Raw genomic sequence first — 15852 nt, 5'->3', positions numbered from 1 at the left:
ATCAGATCTGAGCCGAGCGGATCGTATTACCGCCTGCCGCTTTCGCTTGATACATCATCGAATCCGCGACATTTGTCGCCGCCAGGATTGCGGAAGCACCGCCGCTCCACGCCTTCGATTCGGCGGTCATCATCACCGCTCCGACGCTCACCGTTGTGGGGATCGCGTCGGAACAATCCGACAGCGCCGCGTTTATCCCTTCGATCAACAGGGTTGTCGATTCGGGATCGCCGGCGATGACGGCCAGGTATTCTTCCCCGCCGGTTCGAGCGATGACTCCGCGTTCGCCGAGATGTGTGCTCAATCGGTTCGCGGTTCTCCTGATGACATGATCGCCTTCGGCATGACCGTGAAGATCATTCACTGTTTTGAATTTGTCGATATCGACGACGATGAAGGCGAGAGATGAAGAATCGTCTCGGGCGCTCTCGAAGAGATCGCCGACTGCCCCTTCCAGTCCCCGACGGTTGAACAGTCCGGTGAGGGGATCCCGGTCCGAATACTGGGCATCGCGGTAGAGAGTGCGCCAAGTCAGGTGCGCAAAAATGGGAACGAGTGTGACAGCTCCGAAAAGAACGGTGCCGCGGGCCAGAAGCGTCGTGATATCGACGTCGCCTTCCATATATGCAAGAACGAAAACGGTAGTCGTGACGGTCGTCGACCAAACGACATGAGCGACAAGCCACTTTGCGCTGACAAAAAGCGTCGCAAAGGTTCCGGTGACCGCAAAGACGATGCAACCGAACGTCCCGGACGAGCGATCCGGCACCAGGAGGACGGCAGCCGCGATCCCGAGATCTGCGAATATTCCGAATGCAAGCAACCCCCGGCGTCCGGGAAACGGTTGTGTGAACCAGCATGCGGCGATTCCCACACACGTACAGATCATGAAAATCGAAAGAGCTTTGCCGGGTGTGGTCGGCGGCGTATCCGGACCGATCAATTTGTAGAAAGCGGACAGTCCGAAGATGATCGTCATCATTCCGAGCAAGGTTCGGAAGATCGGAATGATTGCCCGGCCGGATCTCTGGTGCTTTATCCACTCGTAGTCGTGTGGTTCGTTGAACCATTCGTGAAGTGTTCGCCAAGAACTGTGCCCCTCGGAGGCGATGACAGGGCTCGGCATGCTGTCCATTTTGCCTTGAATTTAGGTAAAGAGAAAATCTATGTTCGACCGCTTCCATCGGATCGGCTCTTTTCGGGGAAGAGGTTCAATTATCGAGTCGAGTGCTTACTCGATGCTTGTTTCAAGCCTTCTTCGAACTGCTGTGTGCGTTGTTCGAGCCGGTCGCGAACGATACGACTTTTCGCGTACGAGACTTTCTCACGCCGTAAGCGGCGAGGATGACCCCCAGCGCGACCAGGCTTTGGACGAATTCCGCGCGCGTGGGTTCGTTGAGCCCCATTCCCACCAGGATCACGAGAATCAGACCAGTGACCACTATCGGCAGGCCGGGATACAACCAGACACGGAATTTCAGAATCTCGGGGCTTTCGCGTTCCCATCGGCGTCGGAGGCGTAGTTCGGATACACAGATCAGGATGTAAACGAACAAGCAGATTGCGCCCGACGAATTCACGAGGAACAAGAAAATCGTATCCGGCCAGATGTAGCCGGCCGCGATACAGAAGTACCCGGCCACGGTGCAGGCGAGTACGCCCTTCACCGGCACGCCGCGGCTGTTGGTCCGTGTCATCCAGGCCGGCGCGTCGTTGTAGACGGAGAGTGCGAAGAGCATCCGTGACGCCGTGTACAGGCCGGAATTGAGGCAGGACAGCACCGCGACCAGAACCACGAGATTGAGAATGTCGGCGGCGCCGGGAATTCCGAGCAGGTCGAGTGCGGAGATGAACGGAGAATCGCCGACGACGAACGAATCCCACGGCAGCATCGTCACGAGGAGGAAGGTGGCGACAACGAAGAAGGCGAGAATGCGGAAGACGACCGTGTTCGTGGCCCGCCTGATCGCTCCGGCAGGTTCGGCGGATTCCGCTGCGGCGATCGTGACAAGCTCGGCTCCGGTCATGGAGAAGATCACGGCGACAACGCCCACCAGTACGGGGGTGAAGCCGTTCGGCAGAAATCCTCCGTGGCCGGTCAGATTGCTGAAATCGACTTCACTGCCGGGCCAGATGCCGAAGACGAACAGACTGCCGAGCACGATGAAGCCGATGATGACGGCGACCTTGATACCCGCAAACCAGTATTCAGCCTCGCCGAAGTTGCTGACGGAGAGAAGATTGACCCCGGTCATCACCAACAGGAGTACCGCTGACATGAGCCAGAGCGGGACACCATGGATCCACCGGGAGAGCAAGGTTGCTCCGACGACGGATTCGATGCCGACGACGATCACCCAGAAATACCAGTAGAGCCAGCCAGTGGTGAAACCCGCCCAGTCGCCCAACGCCATGCGGGCGTATTCGGTGAACGATCCCGTACACGGCTTGGCCACGGCCATTTCGCCGAGCATGCGCATCACCAGGAACACGATGATCCCGCAGATCGCGCACGTGATGACTGCGCCGGGGCCGGCCTGGTTGATGATTCCGCTCAGACCGACGAAGAAACCGGCGCCGATGACGCCGCCCATGGAAAGCATGGTCAGGTGGCGCTTCTTCAAGCCTGTTTTGAGTGTCGAATGAACGCTGGCGGCTTCGGCTGTTTCGGTGCTGCTGTCGGGCATCTGGGCTCAGCTCCTATTGCATGACGCGATCAGTTCTTTCGGAGAGACGCTAAGCTCATCGTGTGATCCAGAACATGGACTTGATGTACAAATCTGAACTGGAAACTGTCAGTTCTGTCCACTGCCTTTCTATTCACTGCCTTCGGAGGTTCCGGTAATGCCGATGACTGTCCGGCGCCTGGCGGCCACCACCTCGCTCGGCCTCACGATCGTTGCCGGTCACGACGACGTGGATCTGTCGATCAGCTGGGCGCACGCAATCGAATTGCAGGATCCGACCCGTTGGCTCGCCGGTGGAGAGCTTGTCATGACGACGGGGCTACACCTTCCGCGTTCGGCGACAAAGCAATACGAGTACGTCGAGCGCATCGCGCAGACCGGTGCGGTGGCACTGGCGTTCGACACCGGCACCGTGCACGAGAGGGTGCCGGACGCGATCATCAGGGCCGGCGACGAACTGGGTTTCGCCGTGCTTTCCGTCGCCAAGGAGACGCCGTTCATCGCCATTTCGCGGGCCGTGATCGACGAACTGACCGCCGACCAGATACGAACGGTGCAGGCGGTGGTCGACGCGCAGGAGAAGTTGGCGCGTGCCCTGCTCGACGGGGTGCCGGCTCTGATCACTGCCCTGGGTCGAGCCGTTCACGCAGCAGTCTGTGTTCTCGATCGGGACGGCGCGGTGCTGGCTCTGACGGAAGGTGCGAGTTCGTCTCTGCCCGAACGCATCAGGGAGCGATCAGGTAAGGAGCGCAGCCGGATCGTGGTGGACGACGACGGTCACCTGGCCATTCACCGCCTTGCTGTGAGCGGCACGCTGGCCGTGGCGTCCGAGGCCGCCTTGGATCAGTCCGAGCGATTGTTGGTGGGCCACACGGTGTCGCTGTTGACCATCGAGCTTGCCAAGCCGTTGCGGGTTGTCGATGCCGAACAGCGGCTGAGGTTGGCCGTTACGACGATGGTGCGCCAGGCCGGCGGTGACGTCGACGAAAGTCTGTTGCGGTACTTCGGATTCGAATCCGAAACCACGGTGGTGGCAACCGCCTTGACCGATGTCGGACCTTTGCTTGCGGCCACCGACATCACTTCAGCGGCCCTGGAAGAAGAGTCGGTGCCGTACCTGTTGGCCCCGCTGACTGACGGAACCGGTGTGTGGTTCGTCGTGAAAAGTGAAGTTGCGGAGAAGGTCACACGCAGTGTGTATGCGAGAGTACGGGAGAATTCACGCCGGAGTATCAACGGTGGAATCGGTGGCGTCCGGCCGATGAGCGGTGTTGCGGCCAGTCTGCGCGAGGCCGTCTCTGCTGCCAAAGTGGGGCAGGTCGAAGGACACACGCTCGTTCCGTTCTCAGAACTCGGGACTTTCAGTCTCTTGTTGAGTGTGCAGTCGAGCGATGTTCTGCAGTCGATCGCGGCCGGCGGTCTCGGTGTGCTGGAAGGCTACGACGCCGAGAACGGTTCCCGTCTGGTGGACTCGATCGAAGCGTTCCTGCACCACAATGGTCAATGGGAATCCGCTGCAGCGCAATTGGGTGTTCACCGGCACACGCTGCGTAATCGCATGGACAAGGCTGCCGAGTTGATCGGCCGAGATCTCGATTCCGCCCACACCCGGTCCGAGTTGTGGATCGCACTCAAAGCTCGTGAACTGCTGCAGGCGGAATCGAATTCAGATCATGCTCTGCCGCCCCTGAGATAGACGGTGGTGGTGTGAGTGAAGAACTCTCGTGCCGCGTCGCCTTGTTCCTTGGGCCCGTATCCACTCCTCTTCGCGCCGCCGAAAGGTACGTGGGGATCAGCGCCCGCCGATTCCGAATTGACGTGCAGGATCCCCACGTCCAGATCGTCGATACCGGCAAGTGCACTGGTCAGGTCTTGCGTGAACAGTGCTGCGGACAAACCGAATTCGCCCTCGTTCGCCAAGCGGAATGCGTCTGCGGTTGTTGCTGCCCGCTGCACCGCCAGTACCGGGCCGAAGAGTTCCTCGAACCACAGTTCGGTGCTCGACGGTAGTTCCAGCACTGTCGGCTGGACGTAGTAGCCCGACTGCGGCGCTTCGGCGGTGGCCACAACCCTGGCGCCGCCGTCGACGGCTCGATTGATCCCCTCGATGATCGACTGCTGCGCGTATGCGCTGACCACGGGACCTGTCGTGACGTCGGGATCGAGTGGATCTCCGACTCTCAGTTGCTTGACTTCAACGGTCAGCCTGGCCAGGAATTCCTCGGCGATGGATTCATGGAGCACCAGACGTGAAGTGGCCGTGCATTTCTGGCCGGTTGACCGGAATGCGCCCAGCATCACCTGCTCGACCGCAAGCTCGAGATCTGCGTCGGCAAGTACGACGGCTGCGTTCTTTCCACCCATTTCCGCCTGTACCGGAACTCCGCGCGCCGCAGCAGATCCCGCGACCTTTCGGCCGACTCCGGTGGAACCGGTGAAGGTGACGGCGTCGAGGTCCGGGTGATCGACCAGCGCTTCACCGGCCGCGCTGTCGGCGAGGATCATGTTCAGGACTCCGTCGGGTAGGCCCGCTTCGGTCAGTGCCTGCGCGAGACGGAAGGCCAGAAGGGGCACCGCGGCAGCCGGTTTCCAGACGACGGTGTTTCCGTACACCAAGGCAGGCGCAATCTTCCATGCCGGGATCGCGATCGGGAAGTTGAACGGCGTGACGACGCCTACCACGCCGAGAGGTTTGCGAGTGACGAGAATCTGCTCGCTGCTACGTGGGGAGGAATACACCGTTCCGGTCTCGCGGTCGGCGGCGTTGCCGTAGTAACGCAGAATCTGCGCTGCGCGGCGCACCTCTCCGATACCCTCGGCCAGCGTTTTCCCTTCTTCGCGGGTGAGTTCTTCGCCCCAGGCCTCAGCGTTGGATTCGATGATTTCCGCTGCGCGAGTGAGGTATGCGCCGCGTGCGGACATCGGCAGGCGGGCCCAGTCGTTCGCGGCGATGCGGGCGACGCGAACACCGGTCGCCATTTCGGAGGCACCGGCGCGGCCTCCGGTGGCGACAACCTCGTCGGGACGGGCCGGGTTGGTGTCCGTCAGTGTGCCGTCGCTGCCCGTGACCCAAGCTCCGCCGATCAAGCTGCGCACTGCGACGCTCATCGGACTGCGGCCACAGCGTCGCGAAGAATACCGAGTCCTTCGGTCAGCAACTCGTCGGAGATGCTCAGCGGCGGGAGGAAGCGGACGACGTTTCCATAGGTGCCGGCGGTGAGCAGAAGGAGACCGTGCGTGTGGGCGTAGCTGACGATCTGGGCGACGGCCTCGCGATTCGGAGCCTTGTCCTCGTCGTGGACGAGTTCGATTGCAATCATGGCGCCGCGTCCACGAATGTCGCCGATTATGTCTGTGTCCGAAGCGATTTCGGACAAACCTGTGGTCAGAATGTCGCCGATGTCCTTGGCGCGGTCGAGGAGCCCTTCCATCTCGATCGTCTCGAAAACTGCCAGGGCGGCCTCGCAGGCAACGGGATTGCCGCTGTACGTACCGCCGATACCACCGGGATTCGCGGCGTCCATGACGTCGGCACGGCCGGTCACGGCGGCGAGTGGCATTCCGCCGGCGAGACCTTTTGCGGTTGTGATGATGTCGGGGACGAAGTCCTCACTCTCGCTGGCGAACCAGGCTCCGGTTCGTGCGATACCGGTCTGGACCTCGTCCGCGACGACGAGAATGCCGCGCTCACGGCAGAATTCCGAGATTCGCTTCAGGAATCCCGGAGCGGGAACGATGAAACCGCCCTCACCCTGAATCGGTTCCACGACCACAGCGGCTACCGATTCGGCGCCGATCTGAGTGTCGATCGCAAGACGGAACTGGGCGAATGCTTCGTCGGCCGCGTTTTCGGGGCCGCTCGGCCAACGGTAGGGGTATGCCATCGGAACCCGGTAGACCTCTGGTGCGAACGGGCCGAATGTGGCCTTGTACGGCTGGTTCTTGGCTGTCATCGTCATGGTCATCAACGTGCGACCGTGGAATGCGTGGTCGAAGACGACAACTGCCGGGCGACCGGTGGCGGCACGTGCGTATTTCACGGCGTTCTCGAGCGCCTCGCTGCCGGTGTTGAACAGCGCTGTTCGCTTCTCGTGATCTCCCGGGGTCAGGCGGTTGAGCGCTTCGCAGACCTCGAGGTACCCCTCGTAGGGGTTTGCGAGGAAACACGTATGGGTGAACTGACCGAGCTGGCGCGTGGTGCGTTCGACCACGCGCGGCGCACTGTTTCCGACGGTGGTCACGGCGATGCCGCTGCCGAAGTCGATGAACGAGTTGTCGTCGACGTCGACGACAACTCCTCCGCCCGCTGCGGCAACGTAAATGCTGGATCCGCTGGTCAGCCCGGCCGGCAGTGCGGCGCTCCGGCGCTTTGCCAAAGCGCGCGAGTTGGGGCCGGGCACTTCGGTGACGAGGCGTCGTATCTGGGGAAGGGTCGGTCCACCGATGCACGTTTCCGTGCCGTGCTTGAGAATGGTCATCGCAGTGCCTCCAGTCGTTTTCCGAACTGTAGGACGGCGATGAATGATCCGGACATGGCCGGATTGTCGAGTGGCTTCTATCTCATAGGACGCCGCGTCCAGCAGGTTGTCCAGCAGGTTACTGTGCGAAACTGCCGAGGAATCGTTGCAACAGTGGGTTGTACACCTCAGGGGCTTCCCAGAACGCTGCATGCCCCACACCGGGAATCACGTGATACGTGCCCTCCCAGAGATTCGCGAAGGTCAACGACGCGACATACGACGTGTTCACGAACGGGTCCTCGGCGCCGTCGATCACCGCGAGAGGCACAGACGCCGTTGCAACCAGAGCCTTCTGATCCGATTCGCGGCCGGCGCCGAATGCGTCGAACATGATCTTGCGAGCGCGTCCGTCCGTGCGTATCGCGGCGTCGAGGGCAGCCTGCTCGAAGGGAACGGCGGTCATTCGTGCGTAGAGTTCGGCTTCTTGCGCGGTGATGACCTCGGTGCCGCCGATGGACAATCCGTCGCCGGCATTGAAGGCGTCGCCGAGCGTCTCGGGATTTGCCGGCGGCGTACCGGTGATGACGATTCCGGTGAGCCCGGGGAATTTCGCGATCAACTCGAGAGCGATGTGTCCGCCGAGCGACCAGCCGACGACAACGGCTCTTTCGACGCCGAGTTCGGTCAGAACATCGACGATGGCGTCGGCGTAACCGTTCTGCGTGTATGCGGCTTCGGGATCGCTCGCGTCCTCGGAGTCGCCGTGGCCGAGTAGGTCCAGAGTGATCATGCGGTAGTCGCCGGCCCAGTCGGCGTCGACCTGATGACGGAAGATGGAGCGGCTGGCCGAGTTCCCGTGGATGAAGACAACCGGAAAACCGTCGGTGGCACTGTCGTCGACTGCCATGACGCCATGCCGGGTTTCGATCTTGGTGGTTGTCATCGGAATCCTCATCGTTCGAAGTGCACGGTCAGCGGGTATCCACGGTACCGGGCATATGCGGCATAGAGTTCACCCGTGGACTTCGCATTGCGCTCGTGCAGTTGGCACGGTCACGAGACCTACGCTCCGGACGAACCTGAGCTGCGGGATCGACTACATGTGGATACTGCGGTGGGTCAGGCGTGGCGGTGCCTACGTTGCGGCAACTTCGTCCTGGGAGCGCCCCGAGCATCGGGACCGGCGGACGCCGCCCCCGAGGTTCCGCGGGGGAGGCTGCTTCGCGACCGGTTGATCATGCGACTTCTCGCCACCGAGAGAATGTTCCGCGCTCTGGGTTTGGTTCTTCTGGCGATCGGTGTGTTCGAACTGAGATCGTCGAAGGGTCGCGCCGAGGACGCCTTCGAGAACGAATTGCCGTTGATCAGGCCACTTGCCCGTCAATTGGGCTGGAACATCGACGATTCCAAACTGGTCCATCACATCGAGCAGGCGTTTTCGTTGTCCGCTACGACGCTCACCTGGATCGCAGTCGGGCTGTTGGTCTACGCCGGCCTTCAAGTGATCGAGGCAGTCGGCCTGTGGATGGTCGAACGCTGGGGCGAGTACTTCGCGGTGGTGGCGACCAGCTTGTTCCTGCCCCTCGAAATCTACGAATTGACCGAGAAGATCACGTGGTTGAGGGCCGGGTTGCTGCTGGTGAACATCGCTGCCGTCGTATGGCTGATCTGGAGCAAGCGACTCTTCGGTGTCCGCGGCGGCGGCGCGGCGTATCACGCCGAACATTCGGAGGAGAGCTTGCTGACGGTGGAGAGGGCCGCGGTCAAGCAGGCTTCGTGAGACCAGCTTTCGACGCGGCAGCACCCGCCAGCGTTGCTGCACCGATCGTGATCATGGCGGCGAGGAGGATGGCTGCGGGTTCACCGTCGCCCATCACCCCCAATTGAGTGCCCACCGTAACTGCGGCAACCGGTACTCCCAGTTGTGCGGCGGACAGCACGCCGAGAGGGAGCGGGAGACCGAGGGCGCGTATCGCGGCGTGAACCACGAGAGTTGCTCCGCCCAAGACCAATCCGAGCCAGATGGCGGACGGATGGGTGACGAGGTCGCGCAGATTGATCGCCGCTCCCAACCAGACGAAGAAGAGGGGGGCGAAGAAGCCGTCGGTGATGGCGAAGAGCTGTTTGGCGAGGCGGCGGGGTTCACCGATCGCGGCAAGAACGAGCCCGAAGGCGAAGCCCGCGAGCATGATAGACACGTGCGTGCTCGACGCCAGCGCTGCCAGAGAAAAGAGGATCACCAGATTGATCCGGAGTTCGAGTGCAAACTTTCTTTTCTCCGAGAATTTGTGGAGCCTTCGCCAATGGCCGGACCGGTGGAAGGCTCGCAGTACGAAGAACAAGGCAACCGCACACGCCGCCACAGCCAGTGCGCCGACACCGGCACGAGGGGCATTGTCCGGATCGATCACCAAAGGCAGCGCGACAATGCAGACGGTGTCCGCGATCGCGACCTGGGCAGTCATCTGCAGAACCGAGGTTCCACCGAGCCCCAGCGAATCGACGATGGGGAGAATCAACGCCGCGGACGACGACGCGATCAGGACCGCGTACAGCGCGGCGTGACCGGTGCCGAATGCCGTCGCCGCACCGTAGCCGGCAACAACCGACAGGAGCCCGACGACAACCGAGCGAACGGCACCCTTGCCGATTGCCGCACGAACTGCCGGATCGCGGACCGGGACGTGTGAGCCGGCCACCATCATCGTGAGCGCGAACCCGATATCGGCCAGGAAGGTGAAAGTCCGGTCGGAAGAGTCCAGCAGCCCGAAACCTGTGACACCGAAGACGACGCCCGCGGCAAGTTCGCCGACCACCACGGGGACATGCCAGCTGACGCGAGCGCCGAGCAGCGGGCCGAGAATGCCGGCCAGCGCGACGAGGGCAAGGATGCCGAAGGTCATCGACGACCTACGAGTTAACTGTCGAGGGTGCGATCTTCGCGGGGATGGCGGTGTTCTGGTCCACGTGGTAGCTCGCACAGACACGGTGGTAGCCGTCGGCGATCTGCGCCGGTACTCCGGCGCGGAAGTCTCCCTGCACCAGCAGGATCGGCGACAGCGCGATCCCCTTGCGGATCTTCAACAGGTCGGCAGCAACGTGTGGGTTGTCGACCGGAAGCAGAGGGAGCCCAGCAGCCCGCAGGATGTCTTTGGCCTTCTTCGAGACCAGCGTCGCCGTCTTGAGGGCGTACACGAGAGCTTGGACCTGAACCGGCGTCGCGCCCAACTGGAGGTAATCGCGGGCTGCCGGGTAGTCGTGCTCGTCCGGCAGGTCCTTCCAGAGAACGGCGGGAGCCTTCTCGGCTACCTTCGGCTCTGCTGTCTTGGGAGCCTTCGGCTGCGCTGCCTTCGACGCCTTCGGCTGGGCTGCCTTCGACGTTTTGCTCTTGGCCATCTGTGCTGTTTCCTTCAGTGTCGGTCCGCGAGTGGAGCTGGTGCAGAAATCGTGCACTATCAGCGCCGCAGGCACCACATCGGAGCTGTTTGGCCCCCTAGGCGGCGGGTAATCAGCAGACTGCGGGGGAACGAGCAGGAGGCGAAGCAATGAAGCGGATTCTCGCAGTGCTCGCAGCGCTGATCCTGGCGGTGTTCGCACTGACCGCGTGCAGTGACAACAACGATTCGTCGGACAACGATTCGGCCGATCACGACGGCATGGCGATGACCAGTATGCCGATGACCAGCATGCCGACCAGTATGTCGATGCCGAGCATGCCTCTGGGTATGTCGACGCCGGGAGCGTCGTCGATGGGAATCGTGATCAGCGGCTTCGAGTATTCGACACCGGAGTCGGTGATGCCTGGTCAGGTACTGACCATTCAGAACAACGACACCGTCGAACACTCGGTCACGTCCGATACGGCAGGACTGTTCAGTGAGGACATCGAGGCCGGCGAGACGGAAACCATCACGGTGCCGAACGAGCCGGGAACGTACACGTTCCACTGCACCTATCATCCGAGCATGCGCGGCACCTTGACGGTCAAGTAGAGGTCGGCTCGGTCTGGCGTGACTTTCGCGAGAAAACGTTGGCGGCACGCGCCGGATTGAGCTGGTGGAGAACAGATCCGGGTGTACGGTTTTCAGGTGCGCCGGAGAATTGCGATCAGTGTCGTCACGCTCGTGGTTTGCGCCCTCGGCTTTTCGCCGCCGGCGCTCGCGGATTCACCGAACGGCTCGTATTCGTCACAGCTGCTGTACTTCTCGGTCGATGTCGGGCCTGAACTCTCGACGCCGTGCACCGTCGTCGGTGAACTCTTTGTTCCCGATGGTGTCGACGCTGACAACCCAGCTCCCGCGATCCTGACCACCAACGGGTTCGGCGGTTCGTACAAGGACCAGATTCCTGCCCTGCAGAACTTCGCCGAGAACGGGTACGTCGGACTGACGTATTCGGGATTGGGTTTCGGCGGCACGAGTTGCAAGATCACACTCGACTCTCCCGCATACGACGGTATCGCCGCTTCCCAGTTGGTCAGCTTCCTCGGCGGCCAAGAAGGGATTGCCTTCACGGATCAGGCTCTGACGCAGCCCTATCCGGCGCTCACCACGGTCGTTCAGGACTCCGTCGATCACACCGGTGCACCGTCGACGAACGACCCGCGGGTCGGAATGACGGGTGGCTCTTACGGCGGCGGCATTCAATTCGCCGCCGCGAGTGTCGATCCCCGCATCGACACCATCATCCCCATGATCACCTGGAACGATCTCTCGTATTCTCTGGCGCCCAACAGCACCGGGACCATCTCCGGAGTGTCGACTGCGGAGCCGGGAGCAGCGAAGGTGCTCTTTGCATCGCTGCTCTTCGGCGCGGGCATCGCGAATCCCGGTGTGGACGGTTACATCGCAGATCCCGCACGGCTACCCGGCTGCCCGAACTACGTCCCTTACATGTGCAACGCGATCGCCGAGGCAGTGGTGACCGGCGATATCGGACCGCAAGTAGTGAGTGAGCTCCGAGCGTCGTCGGTCTCGTCGTTCGTCGACCGGATCAACATTCCGGTACTGCTTGCTCAGGGGCAACAGGACACCCTGTTCGATCTGAACGAGGCAACCGCGACTTACGACGCGCTGAAGGATCGTGGCGTCGATGCCAAGATGATCTGGCATTCGTGGGGGCACAGCCACTTGGCCGCTGCGCCGGGCGAGTTCAGCTTCTCCGCACCCGACGAGGATACCCAGTACGAGACCGGTCGCTTCATGGACTGGTTCGATCACTACCTCAAGGACGAGAACACGGAGACCGGCCCGGAATTCGCGTATTTCCGCAACTGGATCGACTACGAGGGAAACGCGGCACCGGCCTACGCGACGTCCGACACCGTCGATGTCGGGACCGCTCGCGCCTTCCATCTGTCCGCTGACGGGGGACTGCTACCGGACGGCACGCCGGTGATACCGGGTTCGAAGACGATCGTCACCGCACCGGCTGGGCTGCCGACGGGCGTAGAGCCACTCAATATCAATCCGGCCGGAAACATTCCGAATGCACAGATTCCGGGAACCGAGGCGCTCTGGACCACTGCGCCGATGACCGAGGCGATGGACGTGGTGGGAGCCCCCACTGTGACGCTGCGTGTTGCGGCGCCCGGACAGCCGGTGGTGTTCGCGAAACTCTACGACGTGGCTCCGGACGGAACTTCCTCGCTGATCAACGGACTCATCGCACCCATACGCATCAGTGATCCGTCGCAGCCGGTGCCGGTGACGATGCCGGCGATAGTGCATCGATTCGAGCCAGGGCATTCCGTGCGTCTCGCGATCACCGGTGGCGACATCAGTTTCCGTGGGGGACTGCAAGGTATGCCGGTGACGATCTTTGCCGACGGTTCCGGCCCCCTCGAACTTCCCGTCGTGGGCTGATACACCGTGGGCTGAATTTCAGCGGGTGATGGTTCGACTGTCGCCGCGGAACTCGGCCACGACGGCGTCGCCATTGCGAACGGTCACGTCGTAGATCCCACATCGGCCGCCTCGAGCCTTCTCGGTGGCGACCGCGGTCAAGGTGTCGCCCAGACGGGTCGGACGCAGAAATCTGATGTCCGCGCGCGCTGCAACGGCTGAATCCTCGTAGCCGTTGCAGGCGAGCGCAAACGCGGTGTCCGCGAGCAGGAAAACATAACCGCCGTGTGTGATTCCGTGACCGTTCACCATGGTTTCGCCCACGGTGACGGTCACGGTTGCGCTACCGGGCGCCAGCTCGGAAATCTCGATACCGAGTGCCTGCGATGCCTGGTCCGCGTCGAACATCTCTCTGGCGGTGATGCTTCCTGTACTCACGAGACAACTCCTGTGTGATCGGGAAATTGCAGGGGTCTAGAGGACCGAGACAACTTCCTGGACATACATGTCGACCGTGCCGGTGGCAAAGTTTGCGACATCTTTTCCAGCGGCGCCCATCTCCGGGGACTTCAGGCCGCTCTGCATAGTCTCGAGATCGGGAAACTCGAGGTTGGCGACGGCATAGAAGACTGGATCGGAGCCGTCCAGCGTCGAGCACTTGCTGAACGTGAAGTCCGAGAGCCCTGGCACTGCGCTGGCGAGCGGGACGTGGATCTCGTTGTAGTACTTGTCGAAAGCCTCCGGATCGGTGGGGCGTCCGTAACACACTGCTACTCGATAGGTCATGTGCTTTCAATTCCCTTCGGGGCGAGTCTTGGCTACCAGAGTCAGGACGTCGTATGTCGCGACCGGATCGTTGTCCTGGTTCGTCACCACGGCGTCCCAACGAACCTCACCGTAGTCGGCGCTGCTGCGAGGTGTGATGGTCTTGGCTGTGAGGGTGACCGTCAGGCTGTCTTCGGCTTTGACCGGAGTCAGGAACCTGAGGCTGTCCACGCCGAAGTTCGCGAGAACCGGGCCGGGAGCCGGGTCGACGAACAGGCCCGCAGCGAGTGAGACAACAAGATAGCCGTGCGCGACGATGCCGCCGAAGAGTGGATTCGCCGCAGCGGCCACCGGATCGGTGTGAGCGTAGAAGGTGTCACCGGTGAACTCTGCAAAATGATCGATGTCTGCGAGTGTGACCTGGCGCGGACCGCCGACAACAGTGTCACCGATCTTCAACTCGGCGAGACTCTTTCGGAATGGATGTTCGGATCCGGTCGTGCGCTGCGATCCGGTGAACCAGCGCTCGCCGACTGCGGTGAGGACGTCGGGTGTGCCCTGTACGGCGGTCCGCTGCATGTGGTGCAGAACTCCGCGGATGCCACCCAGCTCCTCACCGCCGCCGGCACGGCCGGGACCGCCGTGTACGAGGACTGGAAGGGGAGAGCCGTGGCCGGTGGATTCCTTGGCGTCGTCGCGGTTCAGCACGAGCACTCTGCCGTGAAAAGCTGCGAGACCCAGCACCAGTCGACGTGCGATGTCGGTGTCGGCAGTGACCACCGAGGCGACGAGGCTTCCCTCGCCACGGGCCGCGAGTTCGATCGCATGATCGATGCCGTCGTATCCGATGACGGTGCTGACGGGTCCGAAGGCCTCCAGTTCGTGTACCTCGTGCGCATTCTCTTCCGCCCGGAGAAGGACTGGGGAAAGGAAGGCTCCTGACTGGCCGTCGGCACCGACCACGTCGACGTTGTCCGGGTCTCCGAATACGATGGTTGCCGACTTCGTCAGACCGCGAATGGATTTCAAGACCTCGTCACGCTGTTCGATGCTGGCGAGAGCTCCCATAGTGACGCCATCAGCATCGGGGTGTCCCACGACCACTTTGTTCAGTCGCTCGGATGCGGCATCGACAACGGCGTCGACCAGCGAGAGCGGGACCAGGGCGCGCCGGATCGCCGTGCACTTCTGGCCCGCCTTGACCGTCATCTCGGTGACGAGTTGTTTGACGTACAAATCGAATTCGGGCGTTCCTGGTACGGCGTCCTCGCCGAGGATCGACGCGTTGAGTGAATCGGCTTCGGCATTGAAATGGACGCCCTTGCCGACGACGTTCGGGTGAGCACGCAGCGTTGCCGCGGTGTCGGCGGATCCGGTGAATGCCACTGAGTCCTGCCCGCCGAGGTGATCGAGGAGGCCGCGTGCACTACCGGAGAGCAGTTGGACGGAACCCTCTGGGAGCAAGCCTGACTCGATGATGCGCCGGAAGACGAGTTCGGTGAGATATGCCGTGGAACTGGCAGGTTTGACGATGGACGGCACCCCCGCGATGAATGCCGGTGCCAGCTTCTCCAGGAACCCCCACACCGGGAAATTGAAGGCGTTGATCTGCACGGCGACGCCGCGACGTGATGTATAGATGTGTTGCCCGAGGAAGGTTCCGCCTTTGCCGAGAGGCTCGACGTTTCCGTCCAGAAAGACTGTGCTGTCGGGCAATTCGCGCCGAGCCTTGCTCGCGTAGCTCAGCAGGGTCCCGAATCCGCCGTCGATGTCCACCCCGGAATCTCGCGTCGTCGCACCGGTGGCAGTGGAGAGTGTGTAGAACTCGGCTTTTCCTGCCATCAACGTGAGGGCGAGAGCCTTGAGCGCGCCGGCACGTTCGTGGAAGGTCATCGCGGACAGTGCAGGCCCGCCGACCTCGCGGGCGTACGTAACCATCTCGGCGAGGTCGATGCCGGTTGCGGAGATCCGGGCCACCTCCGATCCGTCCACTGCGCTCGGCAACGGGGTACCTGCGTCCGGTGCGGCGTACCACTGACCGGCCACATAGCTTTCCAACAGTCTGCTCACGACAACTCCATATCACCGTACGTTCGG

At 62.1% G+C, this 15852-nt stretch carries 14 protein-coding genes; 4 read left to right on the top strand and 10 right to left on the bottom strand.

What is annotated here, in order from left to right; genetic code table 11:
* Window position 1: 1 nt before the first annotated feature.
* The gene (locus M1L53_RS00965; protein ID WP_063836244.1) at window positions 2–1126 is read right to left on the bottom strand and encodes a GGDEF domain-containing protein; all 1125 of its coding nucleotides are present in this window, start codon (window positions 1124–1126) and stop codon (window positions 2–4) included.
* 121 nt (window positions 1127–1247) lie between these two features.
* Window positions 1248–2687 carry an amino acid permease gene (locus M1L53_RS00960; RefSeq protein ID WP_054187531.1) on the bottom strand — a complete coding sequence of 480 codons (1440 nt, stop codon included), beginning with the start codon at window positions 2685–2687 and terminating at the stop codon, window positions 1248–1250.
* Window positions 2688–2850: 163 nt separating this feature from the next.
* On the opposite strand from M1L53_RS00960, the gene M1L53_RS00955 reads away from it, so the two are divergent.
* Entirely contained in the window at window positions 2851–4383 is a 1533-nt protein-coding gene (locus M1L53_RS00955) for a PucR family transcriptional regulator (protein ID WP_232319023.1), read from the top strand.
* On the opposite strand, the gene M1L53_RS00950 is transcribed toward M1L53_RS00955, so the two are convergent.
* The 3 genes from M1L53_RS00950 to M1L53_RS00940 form a co-directional block, all read right to left on the bottom strand.
* A complete protein-coding gene (locus M1L53_RS00950; protein WP_054187529.1) occupies window positions 4359–5795 on the bottom strand; it encodes an aldehyde dehydrogenase family protein in 1437 nt (478 codons plus the stop codon). The two genes, M1L53_RS00955 and M1L53_RS00950, sit on opposite strands and share 25 nt — an antisense overlap.
* The gene (gabT, locus tag M1L53_RS00945; protein WP_054187528.1) at window positions 5792–7165 is read right to left on the bottom strand and encodes a 4-aminobutyrate--2-oxoglutarate transaminase; all 1374 of its coding nucleotides are present in this window, start codon (window positions 7163–7165) and stop codon (window positions 5792–5794) included. Before gabT ends, M1L53_RS00950 begins: the two co-directional genes overlap by 4 nt.
* Window positions 7166–7283: 118 nt before the next feature.
* Window positions 7284–8090, bottom strand: a complete 807-nt coding sequence (locus M1L53_RS00940; RefSeq protein WP_003942939.1) for an alpha/beta fold hydrolase — start codon at window positions 8088–8090, stop codon at window positions 7284–7286.
* A gap of 75 nt (window positions 8091–8165) precedes the next feature.
* On the opposite strand from M1L53_RS00940, the gene M1L53_RS00935 reads away from it, so the two are divergent.
* A complete protein-coding gene (locus M1L53_RS00935; protein ID WP_054187527.1) occupies window positions 8166–8927 on the top strand; it encodes a DUF2127 domain-containing protein in 762 nt (253 codons plus the stop codon).
* On the opposite strand, the gene M1L53_RS00930 is transcribed toward M1L53_RS00935, so the two are convergent.
* Together M1L53_RS00930 and M1L53_RS00925 are read right to left on the bottom strand one after the other, a co-directional pair.
* A complete protein-coding gene (locus M1L53_RS00930; protein WP_054187526.1) occupies window positions 8911–10050 on the bottom strand; it encodes a cation:proton antiporter in 1140 nt (379 codons plus the stop codon). The two genes, M1L53_RS00935 and M1L53_RS00930, sit on opposite strands and share 17 nt — an antisense overlap.
* Window positions 10051–10057: 7 nt before the next feature.
* Window positions 10058–10420, bottom strand: coding sequence for a hypothetical protein (locus tag M1L53_RS00925; RefSeq protein WP_054187539.1), 363 nt, complete (start codon window positions 10418–10420; stop codon window positions 10058–10060).
* Between the two features lie 272 nt (window positions 10421–10692).
* Between M1L53_RS00925 and M1L53_RS00920 the strand changes: the two genes are divergently transcribed.
* Both M1L53_RS00920 and M1L53_RS00915 read left to right on the top strand, forming a co-directional pair.
* Window positions 10693–11139: a cupredoxin domain-containing protein gene (locus tag M1L53_RS00920; protein ID WP_054187525.1), complete on the top strand. Its 447-nt coding sequence runs from the start codon at window positions 10693–10695 to the stop codon at window positions 11137–11139.
* A gap of 81 nt (window positions 11140–11220) precedes the next feature.
* Entirely contained in the window at window positions 11221–13011 is a 1791-nt protein-coding gene (locus M1L53_RS00915; RefSeq protein ID WP_054187524.1) for a CocE/NonD family hydrolase, read from the top strand.
* 18 nt (window positions 13012–13029) lie between these two features.
* On the opposite strand, the gene paaI is transcribed toward M1L53_RS00915, so the two are convergent.
* The 3 genes from paaI to paaZ form a co-directional block, all read right to left on the bottom strand.
* Complete coding sequence (gene paaI / locus M1L53_RS00910) at window positions 13030–13398, bottom strand: hydroxyphenylacetyl-CoA thioesterase PaaI (RefSeq protein ID WP_054187538.1); 369 nt, start codon at window positions 13396–13398, stop codon at window positions 13030–13032.
* A gap of 66 nt (window positions 13399–13464) precedes the next feature.
* Window positions 13465–13776, bottom strand: coding sequence for an EthD family reductase (locus M1L53_RS00905; protein WP_007730606.1), 312 nt, complete (start codon window positions 13774–13776; stop codon window positions 13465–13467).
* Between the two features lie 6 nt (window positions 13777–13782).
* A complete protein-coding gene (gene paaZ / locus M1L53_RS00900; protein ID WP_030536074.1) occupies window positions 13783–15825 on the bottom strand; it encodes a phenylacetic acid degradation bifunctional protein PaaZ in 2043 nt (680 codons plus the stop codon).
* Window positions 15826–15852: the final 27 nt, after the last annotated feature.

The organism is Rhodococcus sp. T9N (genome assembly GCF_024436645.1).
GTDB classification, from domain to species: Bacteria; Actinomycetota; Actinomycetes; order Mycobacteriales; family Mycobacteriaceae; genus Rhodococcus_F; species Rhodococcus_F qingshengii.
This window is presented reverse-complemented; position numbering and strand designations above follow the sequence as displayed.

Bases quoted from the DNA above. Each gene is read 5' to 3' on its own strand.
- M1L53_RS00965 (WP_063836244.1), bottom strand. From the start codon at position 1,126: ATGCCGAGCCCTGTCATCGCCTCCGAGGGGCACAGTTCTTGGCGAACA.
- M1L53_RS00960 (WP_054187531.1), bottom strand. From the start codon at position 2,687: ATGCCCGACAGCAGCACCGAAACAGCCGAAGCCGCCAGCGTTCATTCG.
- M1L53_RS00955 (WP_232319023.1), top strand. From the start codon at position 2,851: ATGACTGTCCGGCGCCTGGCGGCCACCACCTCGCTCGGCCTCACGATC.
- M1L53_RS00950 (WP_054187529.1), bottom strand. From the start codon at position 5,795: ATGAGCGTCGCAGTGCGCAGCTTGATCGGCGGAGCTTGGGTCACGGGC.
- gabT (WP_054187528.1), bottom strand. From the start codon at position 7,165: ATGACCATTCTCAAGCACGGCACGGAAACGTGCATCGGTGGACCGACC.
- M1L53_RS00940 (WP_003942939.1), bottom strand. From the start codon at position 8,090: ATGACAACCACCAAGATCGAAACCCGGCATGGCGTCATGGCAGTCGAC.
- M1L53_RS00930 (WP_054187526.1), bottom strand. From the start codon at position 10,050: ATGACCTTCGGCATCCTTGCCCTCGTCGCGCTGGCCGGCATTCTCGGC.
- M1L53_RS00920 (WP_054187525.1), top strand. From the start codon at position 10,693: ATGAAGCGGATTCTCGCAGTGCTCGCAGCGCTGATCCTGGCGGTGTTC.
- paaI (WP_054187538.1), bottom strand. From the start codon at position 13,398: ATGTTCGACGCGGACCAGGCATCGCAGGCACTCGGTATCGAGATTTCC.
- M1L53_RS00905 (WP_007730606.1), bottom strand. From the start codon at position 13,776: ATGACCTATCGAGTAGCAGTGTGTTACGGACGCCCCACCGATCCGGAG.